Origin of the sequence: Vibrio sp. 10N.247.310.17, assembly GCF_041466605.1 — a bacterium.
In the GTDB taxonomy this organism is placed as follows: domain Bacteria; phylum Pseudomonadota; class Gammaproteobacteria; order Enterobacterales; family Vibrionaceae; genus Vibrio; species Vibrio tasmaniensis_A.
In genome coordinates, this window is record NZ_JBFSTC010000005.1 from 43419 (window position 1) to 65384 (window position 21966).

22 protein-coding genes are annotated in these 21966 nt (G+C 44.4%); 11 read left to right on the forward strand and 11 right to left on the reverse strand.

Annotated elements, in window-relative coordinates:
* Positions 1-155 precede the first annotated feature (155 nt).
* Together AB6D80_RS02970 and AB6D80_RS02975 are read left to right on the forward strand one after the other, a co-directional pair.
* Complete coding sequence (locus tag AB6D80_RS02970; protein ID WP_372187723.1) at positions 156-1400, forward strand: NADH:flavin oxidoreductase/NADH oxidase family protein; 1245 nt, start codon at positions 156-158, stop codon at positions 1398-1400.
* A 217-nt stretch (positions 1401-1617) separates the two neighbouring features.
* A complete protein-coding gene (locus AB6D80_RS02975) occupies positions 1618-2532 on the forward strand; it encodes a LysR family transcriptional regulator (protein WP_372187725.1) in 915 nt (304 codons plus the stop codon).
* Between the two features lie 106 nt (positions 2533-2638).
* Here AB6D80_RS02975 and AB6D80_RS02980 read toward each other — a convergent pair whose 3' ends face one another.
* Positions 2639-3676 (reverse strand): DUF1214 domain-containing protein, encoded by a 1038-nt coding sequence (locus AB6D80_RS02980; RefSeq protein WP_372187727.1) that lies wholly within the window; start codon positions 3674-3676, stop codon positions 2639-2641.
* Between the two features lie 667 nt (positions 3677-4343).
* Here AB6D80_RS02980 and AB6D80_RS02985 point away from each other — a divergent pair.
* Entirely contained in the window at positions 4344-4580 is a 237-nt protein-coding gene (locus tag AB6D80_RS02985) for a YdcH family protein (RefSeq protein WP_372187729.1), read from the forward strand.
* Positions 4581-4861: 281 nt separating this feature from the next.
* Here the strand turns inward: AB6D80_RS02985 and glpD are convergent, their stop codons facing one another.
* The 5 genes from glpD to AB6D80_RS03010 all read right to left on the reverse strand — a co-directional run bounded on the left by glpD (position 4862) and on the right by AB6D80_RS03010 (position 11067).
* A complete protein-coding gene (gene glpD / locus AB6D80_RS02990) occupies positions 4862-6421 on the reverse strand; it encodes a glycerol-3-phosphate dehydrogenase (protein WP_372187730.1) in 1560 nt (519 codons plus the stop codon).
* A 270-nt stretch (positions 6422-6691) separates the two neighbouring features.
* Positions 6692-7477 (reverse strand): DeoR/GlpR family transcriptional regulator, encoded by a 786-nt coding sequence (locus AB6D80_RS02995; RefSeq protein WP_017100307.1) that lies wholly within the window; start codon positions 7475-7477, stop codon positions 6692-6694.
* Between the two features lie 275 nt (positions 7478-7752).
* The gene (gene glpK / locus AB6D80_RS03000; RefSeq protein WP_017108454.1) at positions 7753-9273 is read right to left on the reverse strand and encodes a glycerol kinase GlpK; all 1521 of its coding nucleotides are present in this window, start codon (positions 9271-9273) and stop codon (positions 7753-7755) included.
* A gap of 59 nt (positions 9274-9332) precedes the next feature.
* The gene (locus AB6D80_RS03005; protein WP_372187732.1) at positions 9333-10187 is read right to left on the reverse strand and encodes an MIP/aquaporin family protein; all 855 of its coding nucleotides are present in this window, start codon (positions 10185-10187) and stop codon (positions 9333-9335) included.
* Between the two features lie 448 nt (positions 10188-10635).
* Positions 10636-11067 (reverse strand): PACE efflux transporter, encoded by a 432-nt coding sequence (locus AB6D80_RS03010; RefSeq protein ID WP_372187734.1) that lies wholly within the window; start codon positions 11065-11067, stop codon positions 10636-10638.
* A gap of 129 nt (positions 11068-11196) precedes the next feature.
* Here AB6D80_RS03010 and AB6D80_RS03015 point away from each other — a divergent pair, with 129 nt between their 5' ends.
* Positions 11197-12078 (forward strand): LysR family transcriptional regulator, encoded by an 882-nt coding sequence (locus AB6D80_RS03015; RefSeq protein WP_102339998.1) that lies wholly within the window; start codon positions 11197-11199, stop codon positions 12076-12078.
* Between the two features lie 85 nt (positions 12079-12163).
* Here AB6D80_RS03015 and arsB read toward each other — a convergent pair whose 3' ends face one another.
* From arsB to AB6D80_RS03030, 3 genes are all read right to left on the reverse strand, one after another.
* Positions 12164-13219: an ACR3 family arsenite efflux transporter gene (gene arsB / locus AB6D80_RS03020; protein WP_017108881.1), complete on the reverse strand. Its 1056-nt coding sequence runs from the start codon at positions 13217-13219 to the stop codon at positions 12164-12166.
* 102 nt (positions 13220-13321) lie between these two features.
* Positions 13322-13663 (reverse strand): ArsR/SmtB family transcription factor, encoded by a 342-nt coding sequence (locus tag AB6D80_RS03025; protein ID WP_372187736.1) that lies wholly within the window; start codon positions 13661-13663, stop codon positions 13322-13324.
* A 134-nt stretch (positions 13664-13797) separates the two neighbouring features.
* Positions 13798-14322, reverse strand: coding sequence for an HPP family protein (locus tag AB6D80_RS03030; protein ID WP_102568594.1), 525 nt, complete (start codon positions 14320-14322; stop codon positions 13798-13800).
* Positions 14323-14461: 139 nt separating this feature from the next.
* Here AB6D80_RS03030 and AB6D80_RS03035 point away from each other — a divergent pair, with 139 nt between their 5' ends.
* The 4 genes from AB6D80_RS03035 (at position 14462) to AB6D80_RS03050 (ending at position 17991) form a co-directional block, all read left to right on the forward strand.
* Positions 14462-15058, forward strand: coding sequence for a TetR/AcrR family transcriptional regulator (locus tag AB6D80_RS03035; protein ID WP_102442325.1), 597 nt, complete (start codon positions 14462-14464; stop codon positions 15056-15058).
* A 78-nt stretch (positions 15059-15136) separates the two neighbouring features.
* Positions 15137-15934 (forward strand): Cof-type HAD-IIB family hydrolase, encoded by a 798-nt coding sequence (locus AB6D80_RS03040; RefSeq protein ID WP_372187738.1) that lies wholly within the window; start codon positions 15137-15139, stop codon positions 15932-15934.
* 181 nt (positions 15935-16115) lie between these two features.
* Complete coding sequence (locus AB6D80_RS03045) at positions 16116-16763, forward strand: DsbA family oxidoreductase (protein ID WP_017096299.1); 648 nt, start codon at positions 16116-16118, stop codon at positions 16761-16763.
* Positions 16764-16797: 34 nt separating this feature from the next.
* Entirely contained in the window at positions 16798-17991 is a 1194-nt protein-coding gene (locus AB6D80_RS03050) for a winged helix-turn-helix domain-containing protein (RefSeq protein ID WP_372187740.1), read from the forward strand.
* 28 nt (positions 17992-18019) lie between these two features.
* On the opposite strand, the gene AB6D80_RS03055 is transcribed toward AB6D80_RS03050, so the two are convergent.
* Positions 18020-18877: a LysR substrate-binding domain-containing protein gene (locus tag AB6D80_RS03055; RefSeq protein WP_372187742.1), complete on the reverse strand. Its 858-nt coding sequence runs from the start codon at positions 18875-18877 to the stop codon at positions 18020-18022.
* A 106-nt stretch (positions 18878-18983) separates the two neighbouring features.
* Between AB6D80_RS03055 and AB6D80_RS03060 the strand changes: the two genes are divergently transcribed.
* From AB6D80_RS03060 to AB6D80_RS03070, 3 genes are all read left to right on the forward strand, one after another.
* Entirely contained in the window at positions 18984-19307 is a 324-nt protein-coding gene (locus AB6D80_RS03060) for a putative quinol monooxygenase (RefSeq protein ID WP_372187743.1), read from the forward strand.
* A 3-nt stretch (positions 19308-19310) separates the two neighbouring features.
* Positions 19311-20285 (forward strand): Gfo/Idh/MocA family protein, encoded by a 975-nt coding sequence (locus tag AB6D80_RS03065; RefSeq protein ID WP_372187745.1) that lies wholly within the window; start codon positions 19311-19313, stop codon positions 20283-20285.
* A 199-nt stretch (positions 20286-20484) separates the two neighbouring features.
* The gene (locus tag AB6D80_RS03070) at positions 20485-20823 is read left to right on the forward strand and encodes a Fis family transcriptional regulator (protein ID WP_372187747.1); all 339 of its coding nucleotides are present in this window, start codon (positions 20485-20487) and stop codon (positions 20821-20823) included.
* A gap of 86 nt (positions 20824-20909) precedes the next feature.
* On the opposite strand, the gene AB6D80_RS03075 is transcribed toward AB6D80_RS03070, so the two are convergent.
* Positions 20910-21809: a GyrI-like domain-containing protein gene (locus AB6D80_RS03075; RefSeq protein ID WP_372187748.1), complete on the reverse strand. Its 900-nt coding sequence runs from the start codon at positions 21807-21809 to the stop codon at positions 20910-20912.
* Positions 21810-21966: the final 157 nt, after the last annotated feature.

The window sequence follows — 21966 nt, forward strand, 5'->3', positions numbered from 1 at the left end:
GTTTTGTTTAGAATCAATTAATGCCAGCGGCTATGCCGCTGGCATTTTATTATTGAGTGAAATTTGCTTCGAAATAGGCACTAAATGCTCAGAACTGTCGAATAAAATAGGGCATACTGGACGCAATATATAGACCAAAGAAAGTAACCACGCGCATGAATCCAATCTGCCTCAACGACCCTTTTTCTCTTCCTAATGGCCAAGTGATCAAAAATCGCCTGTTCAAATCGGCAATGAGTGAACAGCTAGGTGATAAACATCATAACCCTAAGCAAGGTTTAGTCACGCTTTACCAGCGTTGGGCTCAAGGAGGAATTGGCCTATCCATGACGGGCAACGTGATGGTCGATAGAGGTGCGCTTGGTGAACCTAAAAACGTTGTGTTGGATGAGCAAAGTGACTTAAGCGTATTTCGTGAGTGGGCGAAGGCTGGAACACAAAATGGTTCGCAGATATGGATGCAATTGAACCACCCAGGAAAGCAAATTCCTAAATTCTTATGTGATAGCCCCGTTGCTCCTTCGGCGATCTCTTTAGAGCGCGGGTTAGAGAAAGGCTTCAATACGCCACGAGCTCTGATTGAGACGGAAATAATCGCAATCATTGATAAATTCGCGCTGAGTGCAAAGCTTTCAAAACAAGCAGGCTTTACTGGCGTGCAGATTCACGGTGCTCATGGTTATCTCGTGAGTCAGTTTTTGTCTTCGAGACACAATCAACGCCAAGACAAATGGGGTGGCTCACTCGAAAACAGACTTCGTTTTGTGCTTGAGGTTTATCGCGCGCTTCGAAAAGAGGTCGGTGAAGATTTCCCTGTCGGAATTAAGCTCAACAGCGCCGACTTCATGAAAGGTGGCTTCACTGAAGAAGAGTCGATGCAGGTTGTACAAACATTGAGTGATAACGGTATCGACTTGATTGAGATCTCCGGCGGCACCTATGAAAGCCCATCAATGATGGGTTCAAAGAATAAGGCTGAATCAATCAAGGCCAGCACAGTAAAGCGTGAAGCGTATTTTATGGATTACATGGTGAAGGCGAGAAAACTCGTCAGCACACCGCTGGTGGTCACGGGTGGTTTTCGAACCGCGCAAGCAATGAATGAAGCATTAAACACCTCGGCGACCGATTTTATTGGTATTGCGCGCACAATGGCGGTTGATCCAGATTTCCCTAACAAGTTAATTGAAAACCCTAGCCACGGTATGCCGCTAACGGTGCCAACCACAGGAAAGCCCGCTTTAGACAGGATGGCGATGGTCGGGCTGGTTTGGTATGAACATCAAATGTGGCGCATCGCCTCTGGCAAGAATGCCGACCCTAAACTAAGCGCATTAGGTGTGGTGTTAAAAACAATTTTCAGCGCTGGCTGGCACGCCTTCAAAAAGCGCAGAGCGTAAGCAGTCATGGATTGTTAAAGCAGAACTTTAAGGAATTGAAGTTCCGCTTTTTCTATGATGATTTATTGTTTAGTTTGTCTAGATAGTAAGAAAGAGTTAAAGATCGTTAAGCGAATCAATCGTCAAATGAGCCATAATGAGAGAGATATTCGCTAAGTTAGCTTTTATAGCCAGAAGGCTAAATATCTCCCTGACCAAACTTTAATGACAGGTAACTATGAAACAATTGGATCTCAATTTAATCCGCGTATTTCTGGTTTTGCTAGAAACCCAAAATACTCGCATTGCTGGCAATAAATTGGCGCTGAGTCAGCCCGCAGTGAGTAAAGCACTAGGGCGATTGAGAGAATACTTTGATGACGAATTGTTTACTCGTGTCCATTCAGGTTTGAAGCCAACTCCACGTGCGTTAGAGCTTGGTGAACGGCTGCCAATGATCATGGAAAGCTTAGACGACGTGATTCTTGAAACTCCAAGCTTTGACCCTGCCGAGTATCAAGGCAACATCACGATTGCGATTAACGGTTTTATCTCGAACTGGCTTGGTGCGCGTTTATGCCTTGGTCTCATTCAAGAAGCGCCCAATGCTCAAGTCAATATTGTTAATTGGGGCTCTCAAACGCTGAAAAAATTGTTGGATGGCGAGATACAAGCAGCTATCAACTTTTCTCCAATCGACACGAATAAGCAGTTTACCCATCAGATTATCGGTGAGGATGACTTTGTCGGGTTGGTTAAAACCGGCCATCCATTAGTTGGCAAAGTGATTTCACAGCAAGAGATAGATGAAGCGGAATACGCGAGTTTGGTGATACCGGGGTGGAATGATATTCAGCCTTATATCGCCAAGCATTTGTCGACAGAGCAGCTTAAAGTCAAAGCAAGAAGCTCGTATTTGCACACGCTATTAGAGGTCATTAAACAAAGTGACATGATTCTACCGTGTTCCAAGCAGCTTGCTCTTTATCTTCATGAAGAGTTCGATTATCTCTCTTTTCCTGATTATGCACCGGAAGAGCTCAAAAAAATCGTGTTGGTGGAATCTCATAACAAGAGAATGCACCCGATGAATCAATGGCTTAAGCGTAAAATTATCACTACCTCCCAAGCCATCATAAAAGAAAAGCAATAAGCCTCTCAAATGAGAGGCTAGGTTATTGTTAGTAGTTGTTATTGTTAGCAGCTGTTATTGCCAGTTAATTAACACTAATCACTCGCAATTCAGTCGTTATTCCCCGCTATTGAGTAGTGACCTGTGGGAAGTTGTGCATCTCACCTGATGCTACCGCTTCATCACTAGGACGGTATGCACGAACCGCAAAGTTCCAGCCATCATCGTTTACTTCAATTACGTTATTTGCAGCGTCACAGGTTTGCCCTTTGGGCGCAAAGTGGATCGTGTAAGAACCGTCTTTATTGGGTGTTGATGTCGTTGAATCAGCACTGTTGTTCGTCATCAACCAGCCTTGGCTTGAATAGGCCGTAATTGACCAATAACCGCCTTCGTCATAACGTAATGAGGGTGCTTCAAACGTGATGTTTGCACATTCTGTTTTACCTGTGCCCGCTCGTGATGTATACACAGCATGCTCTGCCGGCATACCAGCCCAACCTACCGCAGTACCAATCATAAACTGCTTGTTATCTGATGTGGCTGTGATGTTTGGTGTGAAGGCTTCTTCTGTCTTGATGTCATTAACTAGCTTCTCCCATTTTGCTCGGACGTTATCTCGAGAAGCATCATCCCAATCTGAAGCAGGTTCAAAAGGCTTAGCTGATTTCGCATTAATGACCGCCGCATCTTGCAGTCGATGCGCTTCATCTGCGCCAGCACTTGTTGCAGTTCGCATCAGTATGTAGATGTAGTCTGAACCTGCGATTTCTGAGTCGATGTAAATTTCTTCGCCACCATAAATGGCCATGTGGTTATCATGATTGTTATTGAAGATATGCATGATCTGGTACGCATCGCCTTTCGCCAGCTTGAATGTTGCGCCTTCTGAGACATCGACAACCGCGGTTGAATAGAGCAGGTCGGTGTTAGAGCGGATAATCATTTGGTTCTCTACCGTTACGTTCTCGCGATTATGCTCAAAAACATTAACCGGTTGATGCTCTAACTGTTGAGTGAAGTAAAGGTCGCTTTCTGCACGAGCGAAGTTTTCGTCGGTTACTTCAACTGCTGCCATTGTTTGCATTGATGTGATGGTAATCAGTGTTGCTAAAATGGTCTTTTTCATATCGTTTACCTTGAGGTCGTCATTAGGAGATGACACTAATGTATCGGTTTGGTGGTGATTCTAAAAATGAATTGATGTTATTTAGATAATAACTGAAAGAAATTGAAGGGCCGGTTATTGTGAAGCTTAGAGAGAGTTGTGACTGTTTTTTGTTCGTTTGGTGAAAGTTTTTTGCACGGAGACTGGTCGTTAATTAATGAAGCGATGCTTTGTTCATTAACTAAGGCTTTATCGGCAGGTAAGGCTTTAGTTAATGACTGAGGTATTCGCGCTTTTAAGCACTATGCTTTAGTTATGACTAAAAGAGGATTAATTATGAAATGGCTTATCTTATCTGTAACGCTATTGTTTGTGGCGGGATGCCAATCGACAGGCTCTGACACATCTTCACATGATCAAATGAATCGAGTTCATTCTGGTGGGTGTAGCAGCTAATCCTTTTTTGAAAATACTTTTTAGCTGCTGTTATTATCATTTCTGTCACTGTTCTTATAAATAACTCACCTCTACAAAGCCTTGCGATTACGTGAGGCTTTCTTCTATGTAAAACAACGCATCCCTACCGATTTATGTTGTAAATTTGTGAATCTGAACTGTCTATATTCTAGGCTGTGTACTGGATCTCATTTGTTATTTGAGTCCCTTGCTAAGGTAAATAATGAATGTGTACTACCAATCACTTTACTCAACTTAAGAGGTTTCTATGCTAGGTGAAAATCACTCTCTTGTTCACGAATGTCCTGAAATGAAAGACAAAATTGCTGAGCTTGCTAAAACTGACGATGGCTTTGCAGAAGATATGAAGACATACGACAACCTTGATAAAGAGATTCGTAAACTAGAGCTGAAAGATTCACCCATTGATGACGGCTCGATGCACCAATTGAAACATGATCGTTCTGAGCTTAAAGATTCACTGCATGCTCGTTTAACGGGCTAGTGAGTTGGTAATTTTGCTGACTAGCTAAGTTAAATCGTTAGATCGCTAAACGGTTACTGCAGGTTTAGACAATAAAAACTCCTTCGGGAGTTTTTTTTCGTTTCTGCATTCCAGTCTCTATCTGAACGCATAAGAATATTTGGATATAAGAAACCGTAGATATAGACAAACTCAGTTAGCACTAAGGTTTTGTAAATAGGGTGGATATAAAAAAGCTTAGCGCGGGGGACGCTAAGCTTCGTAGTTAAGTATGTTCTTGAACCATGTTTAGGCTGGTGGGGTTAGCCTACTTGAGAAAAGCTCACTACCTTGCTTTGTAGTTTCTCTTTCAGGTAATCCGTTACTGCTTGCTGCTCTGATTCACTCATGTACAGGCCAAGCTTGGTTCTGCGCCACAAGATGTCTTCGTCAGTCATCGCCATCTCTTCATTGATCAAGTAATCGATCTCAACTTGATAAACGCCATGCGCTTCGTTTGAAAATTGGCTGCCAAGGTCTGCTTCACTATTCGCGCCTTCCAGTAGCTTCCACGTGTAAGTACCAAATTGAGTCACGTAGCGAAGTAACAACGCTTCAGATGCCCAAGGGTATTTAGTGTGGATCATCTTCGCAAGTTGCTCTCTGCTGCAACTAAAGTTACCACCTGGAAGCGTGTCGTTCGCTGTCCATGGCGCACCCATGTTGGTTAGGTGTGGCTCAAGCTTCTTAAGTGCCGCTTCGCCTAGCTTACGGTAAGTGGTTAATTTGCCACCGAAGATCGAAAGCAGTGGTGCTTGATCTAGCTCTGCGTCCAATTCCAATGTGTAGTCACGAGTGATCGCTTGTGGTGAATCAGATTCGTCGTCACAAAGTGGTCTTACGCCACTGTATGTCCAAACCACGTCTTCACGGCCAAGCTGTTTAACAAAGTGCTGGTTAACGATATCAATCAAGTAATCCACTTCGACATCATCAATTGCGACGTTACGTGGGTCGCCTTTGTATTCAAGGTCGGTGGTGCCGATGATCGAGAACTTATCTAGGTAAGGGATCATGAACACAATGCGATTGTCTTTGTTTTGCAGAATGTACGCTTGTGGTTCGTCATGAATGCGTGGCACAACAATGTGTGAGCCTTTGATAAGACGAATGTTACGAGGCGAAGCCTGCTCTAATCCATCATCAAAGAACTGTTTAACCCAAGGACCAGCAGCGTTAACAAGCGCTTTTGCTTTGCGTTCAAAGCGTTGGTTTGTCATCACATCAAGGATCGTTACATGCCAAACACCACCTTCGCGGTGCGCTTTTTCAACACGGCAGTAGTTACGTACTTCTGCGTTGTTTTCTTTTGCTGCCAACACGTTGAGCAATACCATACGAGCATCATCAACCCAGCAATCTGAGTATTCGAAGCCTGTCTTCATTTCTGGTTTCAGTAGCCCTGATTTTGCTAGGTTGACTGTCTTACTTCCAGGAAGAGTGGTGCGCTTACCCAAGTTATCGTAAAGGAATAGGCCACAGCGAATCATCCAAGCTGGGCGTAAAAATGGTCGATGAGGTAAACGGAAACGCATTGGCTGAGCAACGTGAGGCGCTTTTCTTAACAAGACTTCACGTTCAGCGAGTGCTTCCGAAACCAAACGAAATTCGTAATGTTCAAGGTAGCGTAGGCCACCGTGGATAAGCTTTGAGCTAGCGGAAGACGTTGCAGACGCGAAATCATTTGCTTCATATAAGCCAACGTTTAGACCACGACCTGCTGCATCTGCCGCGATGCCTGCACCATTGATGCCGCCGCCAATCACGATCAAGTCTAAAGTGGAAGGTGTACTGTTGTTTGAATTATTTTGTTGAGCACTCATGGTTTTGACCTCTTTCTGAGCGAACGAGCATTTTAGAACATAATTGAATCCTATATGAACTTTCGTTTGCGGTCATTTATTATTTTCGTTTATGCGCGTTTTATGTGATTTGGGCATAAAAAAACCTCTGCTTATGAAGGCAGAGGTTCAAATAAGTCTAATTCGAGCATAGAAGCGACAGTGACAGCGAGCAAGTTTTACTTTATTAACTTTTCTATAAAGAATCGTGAATCATTTAAGAAAGTGGCGTCACTGAGCTCTTATGTTTAGTTATTCGCTCATAGGACGAGCGGTATCGATCACTTCTAATGGTATTGCGGAATCTTTAAGGATGTTGAGAATCTCTTCTGGTGGCTGCTTATTAGTAAACACCATGTGGGCTTGAGAGATATTACCGAGCTTAACCATCGCGTTACGGCCAAACTTAGTGTGGTCGACGGCTAAGAAGATGCTGCGACTGTTTTCGATGATGGCTTGTTTCACTCGAACTTCGTGGTAGTCAAAATCGAGTAACGAGCCGTCAAAGTCGATGCCACTGATGCCCAAGATACCGAAATCGAGGCGGAACTGCTTCACGAAATCGAGTGTCGCTTCACCGACAATGCCACCATCGCGGTTACGTACTTCACCGCCCGCCAAGATAACCTTGATCTCAGGGTTCGGTAGAAGGATGCTTGCAACGTTAATGTTGTTGGTCACAACTCGTAGCTGTTTGTGGTTTTTGTTGAGTGCGCGAGCAACCGATTCAGGTGTGGTGCCGATATCAACGAACAAGGTTGCGCCATCTGGGATATGTTTAACCAGCTCGTCGGCGATCACGTCTTTTTCGTTGAAGTTAAGCGCTTTACGCGTGTTATAAGAGGTGTTTTCTGAGCTTAAAGGAATGGTTGCACCACCGTGATAGCGACGGATTTTGTTGCTATCGGCAAGTTCATTGAGGTCTCGTCTGATGGTTTGTGGGCTAACATCGAACTTTTCAACGAGCTCATCGGTACTCACATATCCTTGTGTTTTTACCAGATCTACAATCTGCTGGTGTCTTGGTATCTGCTTCACTTAACTTACCACTCCCTGCGCGCAAAGGGCTCTAGCGCGTCAAAATCGAAAATATAAACTCACACTATTGTGCTCGAATTGATGAAAAGAGAGAAGTAATGATGGTAAGGAATCATGTCTAAACCGCAAAAACGCTGCTCAAAACATGGAATTTGAGCCTGAAACGCAAAAAAGAGCACAAAATAGTGCTCTTTTTAGTTTCGTTTGCTGAGGTTCGAACAATCGAATCGATTAATAAGGGATTATTCGTGCTCCTCTGTTAACTCACGCTTAGATTACTCTTCGTCGTCATCGTGCAGTTCAGACCAAACCTGTGCACACTTGATAGCACGCTTCCAACCTTTGTAACGGCGGTTACGCTTCTCTTCGTCGTGGTGTGGCATGAAGGTACGGTTAAGAACGGCTTTGTCTTGAAGCTCGTCAATGCTGTCCCAGAAACCAACCGCTAGGCCAGCAAGGTAAGCGGCACCAAGAGCCGTTACTTCTGTTACTTCCGGGCGGTGAACTTCAGTATCCAGCACGTCTGATTGGAATTGCATTAGGAAGTTGTTCGCTACTGCGCCGCCATCAACACGTAGTTTCGCTAGCTTGATGCCTGAATCCGCTTGCATCGCGTCTAGTACGTCACGCGTTTGGTAAGCAATGCCTTCCAGCGTTGCACGGATGATGTGGTTAGAGTTAACACCACGAGTTAGGCCGACAATCGTACCGCGAGCATAAGCATCCCAGTAGGGTGCGCCTAGGCCAGTAAATGCAGGAACCACGTAAACGCCGTTTGAAGAGTCTACTTTGGTTGCGAAGTACTCAGAGTCTTCTGCACCAGCCAGTAGCTTCATTTCATCACGTAGCCATTGGATAGATGCGCCACCCATGAATACCGCACCTTCAAGCGCGTATGCAGGCTCGCCTTTAGGGCCACATGCTAGCGTTGTTAGTAGACCATTCTTCGATGTTACTTTCTCTTGGCCTGTGTTCATTAGAAGGAAACAACCCGTGCCGTAAGTATTCTTAGCTTGGCCTGCTTCTACACACATTTGACCGTAAAGTGCAGCTTGTTGGTCACCCGCAATACCCGCGATTGGGATACGCGTACCGCCTTTACCACCAAGGTTCGTTTGACCGTATACCTCTGAAGAGCGTTTTACTTCTGGCATCATGACTGCTGGAATGCCCATTTCATCAAGTAGCTTCTGATCCCAGCATAGGTCATTGATGTTGAACAACATAGTACGTGACGCGTTGGTATAATCCGTAACGTGAACACGTCCTTGAGTCATCTTCCAAACTAACCACGTATCAACTGTACCGAACAGTAGTTTGCCAGCTTCTGCGTCTTCGCGAGCGCCTTCAACGTTGTCTAGAATCCATTTTACTTTGGTACCTGAGAAATACGGGTCAAGGACTAAGCCTGTATTGTCACGTACGTAGTCTTCTAGGCCACGTGCTTTAAGGTCTTCACAGATGTCTGCTGTACGGCGACACTGCCATACGATGGCGTTATAAACCGGCTTACCCGTTTCTTTGTTCCAAACAATGGTGGTTTCACGTTGGTTAGTGATACCGATACCCGCTAGCTCGTCGCTGCGAATGCCTGCTTTAGCAAGTGCTTCAACCAATGTAGAGCTTTGAGTTGCCCAGATTTCCATTGGGTCATGCTCAACCCAACCTGCTTTAGGATAAATCTGAGTAAATTCGCGTTGAGAAGAGCTTACGATGTTTGCATCGTGGTCGAGGATTACAGCGCGAGAGCTTGTGGTGCCTTGGTCTAGGGCAACAATGTATTTTTGCTCGGTCATGGTAAGAATCCTTTTTCTTTTGTTATTTATATTTTAGTAAATGTAGGGGCGCTTAGTGATTAAGCTTGAGCTTGTTCAGCTTCTTCTTCTGTTTCACATTGGTTTGGAATTGTGCAGCCTTGGCCTTCTACTGGTAGGTAAGCACCGATAACACGTGGGTACAACCAACCACCAAAACACGCACCAGCAATTGGAGCAAGAATTGGAACGATGAAGTAAGGAATATCACGAGCACCGCTTAGTGCGAAATCCCAACCTGTAAAGTAAGCGAACAGTTTTGGTCCGAAGTCACGAGCAGGGTTCATTGCAAAGCCCGTCAGTGGACCTAAAGAACCACCGATAACCGCGATAAGAATACCGATCAGTAGAGGGTTCATTGCACCGCGAGATGCGCCGTTGTTCTCATCACCTAACGCTAAAATGGCAAACATCAACACTGCAGTAATCACGAATTCCACAGCAAAAGCGCCGAAGAAAGAGAGTGAAGCATGTGGGTAAGTCGAGAAGATACCAGCAGTTGATAGTGCGTCTTGGCTGCTACGAACAAAGTTATGTGCGATTTCGTAGTCAGTAAATAGGTTGCTGTACAGGCTGTAAACCAATGCTGCAGAGCAGAAAGCGCCAAGCAGTTGCGAAATGATGTAAGGCACCACTTTCGCTTTATCAAAACCATGGAACATGGCCAGTGCAATCGTTACGGCTGGGTTGATGTGTGCGCCTGAAACGCCGGCAGTACAGTAAATTGCAATCGCAACACCGAAGCCCCAGATGATGCTGATTTCCCATTGTCCGAATGTCGCACCAGTTAATACCAGAGCGGCCACACAGCCAACGCCAAAGAATATGAGTAATCCTGTACCGATAAATTCAGCCAAGCATTGCCCAAATAAAGAAGGGTGTTTGTTTGTTGTCATGTTCGAGTCCTTTTTAGTTTTGCTTATCTAGCACGTGTATTGTGCATATATTTGCTAACTCGAAAATAAACGAACATCAAAAGTGAGCGTTTGAGCATAAAGTTGTTAATTAAAGTCACTTGAAATGTTAATCCGAACACTTTTGCTCGAAAAAGATGCTCGCATGAACGTCATTGCTCGAATTGATAGGTTGCGAAGTCGCTCAAACTACCTATATGTAAATGAATGCGCAACTGGTACGAGGAGTTTATGTTTGGATTTGTGATGCTACTTCGTGAGTGGCGGATTATTAGACTTAATTAGGGAGGGCAGTGTGATGTTTTTGCTATGTAACAAGGGCGTTAACAAATGAGCTTATATGCATAAATGAATAAACTGCCAACTATGTTGTAGTTTGGCAGTTTTCATTTGGGTGTATGTTCTTGTTATACGAGATGAACTTACCGCTCTAAACCAGAGCTGCCACTTTTCCTTTCGAAACCAATTGAGCTCGGATTGAGTCATACGCCCAGTTGAATGCTATCGCGTAAAGTACGAAGAAAATAACTAGGCCGATGTCCATGATCAGTACGGTTAGGAAATCGAGTTGTAGAACCCACATCAAGACAGGCAAAGTCACTGTCATTAAGCCAAGCTCAAAACCTAATCCGTGCAGAACACGTATTTTCTTGGTTCTTTTGCTTCGGTCTGCTCCGTAAATTTTGTCGTAGCCATAGTTGTAAACGTAGTTCCACGCCATCGCTATCAATGATATTGCGAGCGCTAAGCCTGCCATTTCGCCTGCGCCGTTTCCTGTAATATAGGTTGCAAGCCCTGCCATCAAAATCAAAGCTGCTAATTCAAATAGCACCATGTGCAACATGCGTTCTTTATGTGACATTTTTCTAACTCTCTTTACGATTAAATAGCCGCCGATGGGCTAATGACTTGCCTAGATAATATCTATTTAACTGATAATATAAAGATAGTTAGCATCACATATGGTGATAGTAAGTGTGGGAGATACCGAATGTACAACATAGAACAGCTGAAGATGTTTGTGTATGCCGTTGAATTAGGGTCATTTTCTGCCAGTGCTCGTGAGTTGGGCAAGGTCCAGTCGGCGGTAAGCCAAGGTATCAGTAATCTTGAAATAGATTTTAATGTTCAACTTTTTGACCGTTCGACACGTAAACCAACCCTGACGGCGCAAGGTCAGCAGATCTTCAAACAGGTCAAAGCGATTATTCTACAAGTGGAAGATCTCAATTCATCGGTCAATGCCATCAATAATCAAGAGGAAGGGCTACTGCGTATCGCTTTAGATGATGCCTTGTTACTTCCTTCATTGCCGAAGGTGTTGGATAAGTTCAGCCGAACATTCCCAGCTACCGAAGTAGAGTTAATGGCTGCGGCGAGTACCGATGTGAATCGCTTGGTGTCACAAGACCGCGCAGATATCGGCCTGATGTTTACTGACCTCGCTTTTCATGCCGATTCAGAGCCGTGCTTTATCGGTAATCTGCCTTTTGTTGCTGTGTGTCATCCAAGTCATGCTTTAGCTGAAGTGTCGGTTGCGAAGTTACCCGACTTTATTTCTCATCGACAGCTTATTCTACGAGGCAACAAAGGTAAGGTGATTGACCATTTTCCCGTGGTAGCGGGCAAGGTGTGGTGGGCGAACAGCTTTGTTGCTATCAAGGAGATGATCGTACATAGCTCGGTGGGTTGGGCATACTTACCGAGTTATTTGGTGGAACATGAGATTCAACAAGGGAAGCTTAACCAGATAAACGTCTCGTTTGACCATAAAACATGGTCGCCTCCTGTCGATTTAGTGATCTCCAAGAAAGCGATGAAAGGGCCGGGCTTGCTGTGGTTGGAAGACAATCTCAAAACCTTACTCGATTGATCTTTTCCAAACCGTAGACAAATGAAAGGGCTTACCCCGAAAAGTAAGCCCTTAGTTTTTCTAATCTTCTGCTAGATGCTAGATGCTAGATGCTAGATTTAACCGTCAGACCGTTGTAGTACTTGTCTTTCATCTTAAGCGCAACGTTCACTAGATAAATCAGCACGGGTACTTCAATCAGTGGACCGATAACGCCTGCAAACGCTTGGTCTGAGTTGATACCGAATACTGAGATAGCAACGGCAATCGCTAGCTCGAAGTTGTTACCGGTCGCTGTGAATGCGATTGACGCGTTCTTGTCGTATTCAATGCCCATCTTCTTACCAATGAAGAAGCTGATGAAGAACATCGCAGTGAAGTAGATGGTTAGAGGAACCGCAATCAACAATACGTCCATTGGCAGTTCAACAATCATCTCGCCTTTTAGGCTGAACATCAGCACGATAGTCGCCAGTAGAGCAATCAGTGTGATTGGTGAGATACGTGGAATGAACACATCGTTGTACCACTGCTCGCCTTTCATCGACACTAGGATCTTACGGCTTAGGAAGCCTGCTAGGAATGGGATACCTAGGTAGATAAGTACACTGTGTGCAATATCGATCATTGAGATATCAACCATCATGCCTTCGTAACCGAATACCGGTGGTAGAACGCTGATGAATAGCCACGCCATAAAGCTATAGCTCACCACTTGGAATGCACTGTTCAAGGCAACCAACGCCGCGCCGTATTCTTTGTTACCGCCGCCGATGTCGTTCCAAACCAGAACCATTGCCACACAACGAGCAAGACCAATCAGAATCACGCCGACCATGTAACCTGGGTGGTCACCTAAGAATGTTAGCGCCAACACAAACATCAGAATTGGGCCAACAAGCCAGTTCATGATCAAAGATAGTTTGATGGCTTTCTTATCTTTTACCACGGTGCCTAGCAGGTTGTAGTTAACCTTAGCCAGAGGTGGGTACATCATTAAGATAAGGCCAATTGCCAGTGGAATGTTGGTTGTGCCAACAGACATTGATTCGTTCCACTGTTCGATTTGTGGGAATAAGGTGCCAAGCAGTACACCAATGCCCATGGCGATGAAGATCCACAGCGTTAAGTAGCGATCGAGAAAACCTAATTTTGGCTTCATGATATTATCTCTTTAGTTGGTATCGTTAATCGTCGAAAAGCGATATTTAAAGGCAAAAAATACGCTTAGTTTATTGTTTTCGACAAACTAAGCGTGGTTAATCTATTTTAAAATAATGTCGATAAGCGATTCAAATTGCTGAATATTACCTCGGTTAATGCGATAGCACATCTTCGGTGGTATCGATTCAGCAGTGATGAAGCCTGAGGTTTTCAAGATTCTTAGGTGCTCTGATACTGTTGATTGAGCCAAGCCTAATTCACTCACCAAGTCACTGTTCAAACAGCCGCCCGATTTTTCTAACGTTGAAAGGATACTCAATATACGAACTCTTGCCGGGTGAGCGAGCGCTTTCGCTAGAGTTGCCATTTGCTTTTCAGCTTCGACATCACCATGTCCGATTGGCAGAGCACAGCCAGCAGTTGTAGAGCAAGTTTCGTTCATATTGATGTTTCGCTTTCCATAATCGTTAAAAGACGATTAATAGTAAGCCCATTTTATACAAGGGTCAATGTGATCTTTCAATTTGCTCTTAAGTTGGATACGAAAACCGTTACTTACTATTGAAATTCAACGGACTAAGACTTAGATGAACCAAACCAGTATAACGGCCATTTTTGTTGTGAATCGCTGTTATTCAATAACGCACCAATACCGACCAAAGCGATGCTGCCGATTAATACTGGAGTAAATAAGAACGTCCAATCCACATGCGCAGTACCTGCTAAAGCTATCACAATAGGATTAGCGCCAGCAGGTGGGTGAACCGCTCGACAGTATTGCATTAGCATGATGGATGAGCCGACTGCGATTGCCATGGTTAAATAGGCATCCCCAAAACCATATAACGCGATTAGGCCAACAGCAGCCGAAATAAAGTGGCCCGCAATGACGTTTCTAGGTTGAGCTAACGGCGATGTAGGCACAGCAAATAGAAGCACACAAGTGGCGCCAAATGGAGCCATTAGCCACGCAACCCCAGAACTTTCTGCTAATAAGCACAAGATTAAGATACCTAGCGTACCGCCAATAAAACCTTTAATCAGTTGGCTTATGCTTGCTTTCGGAGGAAGAGCTCCACCACCAGATAGTTTACCGATCATAATCATTTCCTCTTGTTATCTCTTTTTATTGCAAGTGTACAGATCTGTACTGTTTGATTTGAATGATACAGATCTGTACACTTCTTGCAACGAGAAATTGAGCTCTACGATTTCAGAGCGATTTTAAGGTTGATTAACGATGAGTAAAAAAGATTTGATTCTGGATGTAGCGGAATCGCTATTTAATCAGTATGGCTATACCGCTGTTGGGGTAGATATGATTCGTGATGAGGCGGCGGTATCTAAAACCTCCATGTACCGCCATTTTGGTTCAAAAACTAAGCTGATTGAAGCAGTGTTAGAAAGGCGTCATCAGCGTTTCGAGTCGAGTTTAGAAGCAGAACTGTCATCAACCTCAGGATTGCAAAACCAACTCGATGCGCTGTTAGATTGGCATCTTGCGTGGTTTGAACAACCTGACTTCAAAGGCTGCATGTTCATGCACGCACTAGCCGAATTTAAAGAGTCGGAAGATGACATTGCGATGCTCTCGCGACAGCACAAGGCTTGGCTCAAGAGTACTATTTACAAAGTAGTCAGTGGTGGCGAAGAGGTAGACGTTGCAACATTAGAATTACGCAGTGAATCAGTCATGACCTTCATTGAAGGACTTATCGTGAGAAGTGAGTTTGGTGAGTTAGACGCGAGCTTAGATTCAAACTCAGATTTAGGCGCTGACTCAAAGAAAAAAGCCTATCGAAAAGCATTGCATTCACTGGCTACTCTAGCGATATAATCGAACGCAGAACCGTTACACAAGATAACGAAAAATCATAATTTGCACTTTAATTTTTACTAATAGGTAAGCCCTGAAATGCCACAACAGAACATCAAATTTATCGCTGCTGATATGGACGGCACTCTGCTTAATGAACACGGAAAGTTAGACCCAGAATTTTTCAACCTTTACGGGCGACTAGAAGCCCAAGACATTATTTTTGCTGCGGCATCGGGTCGTCAGTATTACAGCCTGATGGAAACATTTTCTCCGCTAAAAGATCGCATGATGTTCGTTGCTGAAAACGGCACATTAGTGATGCACAAAGGGCAAGAGCTCTACAGCTGCTTACTTGATACTGATGCCATCAAAGACATCATCAAAGAAGCGCGTGCGATTGAAGGTGCACACGTTGTACTTTGTGGTAAAAAGTCTGCATACATTGAAACCAAAGATGAGCGTGCTTTAGCGGAGATCTCTAAGTACTACCATCGCCGAGAGCAAGTAGAAGACTTACTGGCGGTAGAAGACGATTTCATCAAGGTGGCTATCTGTCACTTCGACGGTTCACAAGAGAAAGTGAACCCAACTATTGATGCCAAATTCGGTGAGAACTACCAAGTGGTTGTCAGTGCAAAAATTTGGTTGGATGTAATGAACGCTGAAGCGTCAAAAGGTGCGGCGATTAAACATCTACAGAACACATTAGGTTTCACTTACGAGCAGACCATGAGCTTTGGTGACTACCTCAATGACTTGGAAATGCTAAAAGAGAGCTACCACTCTTACGCGATGGAAAACGCCCATCCTAAGCTGAAAGAGATTGCGCGTTTTGGCGCGCCAAGTAACGTTGACGCGGGTGTGTTCCAAGTACTTGAGAAGTTGCTAGCGTAACGCTCTTAAGCTCGACCCGATTTTTGTCAAAGCCAACTCGTGAACATGAGTTGGCTTTTTTGTTCGTTAGTGTTGAATTTAGTTAAATTTGAACGATTGTTCAGGTTGTTGTAGTCTGAAGATAAATTGGATGCCTGCTTTTACTGCAGACATGCCTTATCAATGATCACTTGGAATGACGATGAGCAAGAAACTTCAACTCGATATTATTTCTGACGTAATGTGCCCATGGTGCGTAGTCGGCTACAAAAACTTAGAGCAAGCCATTATAGAACTTGGTTTAGCGGAGCAAATTGAACTTGAATGGCAGCCGTTTGAGTTGAATCCAGATATGCCGCAAGAAGGTGAAAACCTGCGTGACCATATCATGAGAAAATACGGCTCTAGCGCAGAAGAGAGTCAAAGTTCACGCGAACAGCTTGCGGCGCGTGGCAAAGCGGTTGGTTTCGATTTCAATTTCTATGACAGCATGAGAATGGTGAATTCACGTCACCTACATGTGCTGCTCGATTTCGCGTTGGCGCATGGCAAACAGACTGAGTTAAAGCTACGCTTCTTTACTGCTCATTTTTCAGAGCAGAAAGATTTGTCCGATCTTGAGGTTATCGCGCAAGAACTTGAAGCAGTTGGCTTAGACTCAACGAAAGCACTGAAGCGCCTAAAGAACATCGATAACTTGAAGCAAATTGAAGCGCAAGAGTTTGAATGGCAACGCATGGGAATCTCAGCGGTTCCTACCGTGGTATTCAACCGCAAGAGTGCGGTCACTGGTGCGCAGACGGTCGAAACGTACAAGCAAATTCTTCAAGAACTTATTGCTGAATCATAAGCCGATTATTGGTATCAATTAGAGTCTGAATTACATGGAATCATTGTCACTCGCTCAAGCGCAAAAAATTGTACTGCTTTCGCAAAAATTGCCACCTAAAAAGCAACGCAATGGAGGAACTTTGGCGAACACGCTGTCTGCGATTGAAAACCTTGGGTATGTTCAAATTGATACCATCTCTGTGATTCAGCGAGCTCACCACCATACGCTGTGGAATCGTAATCAAGACTACAAGCTTGATCATCTCGACAAGCTGCTAGAGCGTCGAGAAGTGTTTGAGTATTGGTCGCACGCTGCTGCTTATCTGCCTATGCGCGACTACCGCTTCAGCCTGCATCGAAAGAACGGGTTTGCGACCGGTAAGCTTAAGCATTGGTATAAAAAGGATGATGCACTGATGGCGCATGTTCTCAAACGCATTGAGAGCGAAGGGCCATTAATGGCGAAAGACTTTGAAGGGGATAGACCAAACCCCGGCGGATGGGGCGGTAAACCTGCCAAACAGGCACTAGAGACTTTGTTTATGCAAGGTGACTTAATGGTGCCGAGCCGAGTGAACTTCCATAAGGTGTATGACCTAACCGAGCGAGTTTTGCCGAGTGGCATTGATACCTCAGAACCAACGGAACAAGAGTACATCGAGCATCTAATTACGCGTTATTTAGAAGCTAATGGTGTGGGAATAGCGTCGGAAATGAGCTATCTACTCAAGAACACAAAACCTCTGATTCAGACAACACTCCAGCAGATGCTTGAAGATAAGCAGTTGATGAAAGTAGATATTCAAGGCTCTGATTACTATGTTCTGCCAGGTGCTTTTGATCTGCTGAATCAACCTCTTTCCAGAACCAAGCTTAAGATACTGTCTCCGTTTGATAACTTGCTGATTCAACGAAAGCGAATGCAATCATTGTTCAACTTTGATTACCTTCTTGAGTGCTATGTTCCAGAAGCTAAGCGTCAGTTTGGTTATTTTAGCTTACCGATTCTCTGGCAAGGTGGGCTGGTGGCACGAATGGATTGTAAGGTCGATAGGAAGAGTGGTTTGCTCAATATTCGTAACTTGGTTGTTGAAGACAGAGTTAAAACTCATGAGTCATTGATTTACGCTTTGTGCGAAGAACTAAAGCACTTCATGGTGTTCAACCAATGTGATGAGATGATCGTCCATAACACCACACCTTCTGAGTTTGGTAAACGCTTGATGAGCTATTGGCAAACAGTCTAGCGGTCTTTGTTGTTTAGAAAGCGGTTAGTTACTCAGAAAGAGCGGCTAATAAAAATTCGACAAAAGTTCGGTTCTTTAAAGAAAGTTGCTTAGTTTTGTAGAGCAAGTGAATCGGCTTTGGTAACGGCGCCATGCCGGGCAAGATCTCCAATAGCATCCCACGCTCAATTTCTTCGGCAACTAAGATAGTCGGCTGTAACAACACGCCTACGCCTTGTAGAGCGGCATATCGCAACACATCACCATTATTCGACATCAAGCGCACACGCTCTTTATTCGGTGTGGCGTGAGGGGCTTGGCTGCTATAGCTGAATCCAAGCGATGGGTGTTGTGCAAGGTCTTCCAACACACGAATCTCAGCATGTTGGTTAAGGTACTCAGGAGCCGCGCAGTAACACATCTCATAATCCCCTAAGTATCTGGCGACTAAACTGGAGTCAGACAGGTCACCGATTCGCACAATCAAATCAATATCGGATGAATAAGGATCGACAAGGTCGTTGTTCAGCACGAGTTCGACATTAATCGTTGGGTGATGCGCGAGGAACTTAGCCACAATCGGGGCAAGCACCTTGTTCCCATAGGTGACGGGGCAGTTTATCTTTACCGTCCCCTGTGGCTGATTTTCCAAGGTTTGAATCAGGTTTTCAGCATTGCTGATGTCTTCGAGAATTCGTTTACATTCTCGATAATAAAGTTGACCTGAATCGGTTAAAGACTGCTTACGCGTGGTGCGATGAATCAGTTGAGAGTTGAGGCTCGTTTCGAGATGGTGGACATGTTTACTGATCATGGTTGCCGACAGGTTGAAGTGGTTGGCGGCACTGCGAAAACTGCCTTGCTCGACCACGTAAACGAAGACCTTCATGCTGGTTAACTTATCCATTGAACACTCTTGGTTGATAAACAATAAACAAAAGGTGAGTTTATCAATTATTAGGGGTTAATTATATTAATGGTAAACCGATAATTAACTAAAATAAGAGCGTGAAATGCCTCAGACGAATGAAACCATCTTTGTTACTGCAGAACTTAAGATTAAAACCAACATTGATCGTGACGCTGCGATTGAAGCCATCGAACAGTTTTGCCTAGATATGCAGAGTGAGCCGGGCTGCTTACAGGCGATAGCAACCTATGATCAAAACCAAAGCGACCGAGTTATCTTGCTTGAGCAATACGCAAACCGTGAGGCGATCAATCAGCATTTTGTGACGCCTCATACTCAAGCGTTTATTGAGCGTGATATAACGGAATTAGTACAAGCATTTGAAACGCAACGTGGACCTATCAAAACACAAGAGCAGGAGATCTAAGCCATGAAATGGGGAATCCTAGGAACCAGCTTTATCTCAGGTGTAATGGCGGATGCGATTAAAGGCGATGCTCAAAGCGAGCTGTATGCCGTCGCTGGTCGTACTGAAAAAACACTTAACGAGTTTGCAGCCCAATATCAACCAACACTAACCTTCAACAGCTATGAAGCCCTGATTGAAGATGAGTCAGTCGACATTATCTACATCGCTCTACCAAATCACGTTCACCACGAATACGTGATTAAAGCGGCTCAAAAAGGCAAAGCGATCCTGTGTGAAAAATCGTTATCGGTTGATATGGAAAAAACCGAGCAAGCTCTGCAAGCGGTGAAAGCATCTAGCGTGTTCTTCGCAGAAGGTTTGATGTACTTACACCATCCATTGATTGCCAAGCTTCATCAAGAACTGGCAACTGGTGAGATTGGTGAAGTACGCTCTATTCAAGGTTCATACATTGCTGCGATTGATCAGTTTGTGAACCCTGCGAGCAAGGGCGCGCTATACAACTTAGGTTGCTACCCAATGTCGCTGATTCACTCTGTCGCACAACACCAGTTTGGTGAAAGTGTGTTTGATGATCTGCAGATCTCAGCAATCGGCCGACGTGGCCAAGATGGCAACATCTGTGAATCATCGGCGATGATGCGCTTCAACGACCATTTTACCGCGCAAATCCATACCGCAGAAGACCACGGCTTAAAGCATGGCTTCACGATTCTAGGCAGCAAAGGCTGTATTACTCTTGATACTAACCCATGGTTACCGACGGCAGAAAATACGTTTACGGTAGAGATCTATGAGACGTCGACACGTGAAGTGAAAGTCGAAGCGCAAGGCGATGGCTTCCATTATCAAGTACGCAATATCCGCCAAGCGGTTGAGCAAGGTAAGACACAGCTTGCTGCGCCAATGGCGAGTCACCAAGACTCTCGCGTGATCATTAAGTTACTGACTGAATGGGAACAAGCGGCGAGCTAAGATCTTCCTAAATTCCATATTCGACTCATGTTTGATTGCCTCGTCAGTGATCAAGCATGAGGCGTTTCCTCTATATCTTCCAGTAGACTCTTCCCAATAAATACTTTGCATTTGAAACAGCCACAGTGTCCAATGTCGGTTAAGACAATATTGACCGAAAAACCTTATTTTTTAAGGTGTTAAATAGGATGCTTACTTCATGCGTAAATCAGATAAGAAGATCGAAAATCAAATCAGAGACGTGTTAACGGACGTGTGTGAAGACACGTTAAAAGGCTTCGATGGTTTTCTGTGGGTGACTCATACGGTTAATTTCTCTTCATTCCCCCAAAGTTTGAAAATCGTCTGCGTATTCGATACCAATCAGGATAGAACGAATTTTCTAAATGGCGAAGGTCAGCAGAGTGTCTCTGTTGCTATCCAAAAGGCGTTTAGTCAGGTTGGGATTACATTGAAGAATATCGATAAGCACGTCAGTTTCGATACACAAGAAAATTGCGACCGCGACCATCAAGGGAAGTGGAACCATAGACTTTAAGAAGCTTTCGTAAGAGTCCTTATTGGTTCGTTAACTAAAGAACGAAAGCCTACGCGAGGTAGGCTTTGTTACTGAATTTTGTTTTGTTATTTAATTGCGGTGCAGAAGCTAACGTCTGAATGCTGAGTTTGTTGATCGTAGCTGTGGTAAAGCTCAAAGCAAGGGCGATCTTCGGTTTCGATACCGGACTCTATCACTTTACTCATCAGGTCGTCCCACGCTTTAGCGTATTGGCTTGGCTCGGTGATGGTTTGTCGCATCACTGCATATTGTCCGCCGGGAAAATCTTTCAATTCGATCCCATTTGGTACTTCAGTGTCGTCTGAAACCATCAAGCAGATGTCAGTACGGCATTTATCGTTCGGCGTGATTTCTGGATTGTCATGATAGATAAAGATGCAGCTGTTACCTGTTAATCCTTTCATTTCTGCCCATTGATAAAGACGACCGCTTGGTTCTTCATAACCCTGTCCATAGGGGCCTGTCACTCGTACATACGCTAGTTTTGACGGTTCGAATTGTTGCGTTTTCATTGTCCTACTCCATGTTGTTGGTTCGGAGTCAGTATATGAATTGCTTGCGGTTGCCGCGTTTCCATTCTTGCGCAACGTGTGTCCAATCTTGCTATTTCGCGTCAACTCAGAAAACGCTTGGTAATCTTCACAATCACGAAATGCCGTAGGAGTTACTCCAAAGTGTTGTTTGAATGCTTTGGCCAAGCTTTGCGAGGACGAGAAACCATATTCCAGTGCGATATTCAGGACTGGTTGCTTGGATTTGAAAAGATCATCAGCTGCGGATTCAAGCCTCAGTCGCCTGATGAAATCAGCAAGCGTCTCGCCTTGAATGGCCTTAAAAGTGCGATGAAAATGGTAAGGTGAAAAGTTGGCTAACGCCGCGACTTCGATTAGGTTGAGTTGCTCGTTAAAGTGTTTCTCTAAATAGCGGACAACGGGAATTAGCCGTTTATGATAGTCAACGTACATTGCTTTATTTACCACTCTCTGTTGTCATCGTTCGTGTTTAGATCACCGAGACTAGCTTATCTAAGTTGAGTTTCAATAGAGGAGCCTTGAAACTGAGATTAGATGCGTTAATCCAATCATCTCGTTATGTTCCTCTATCTACTAACGCGAGTATTTA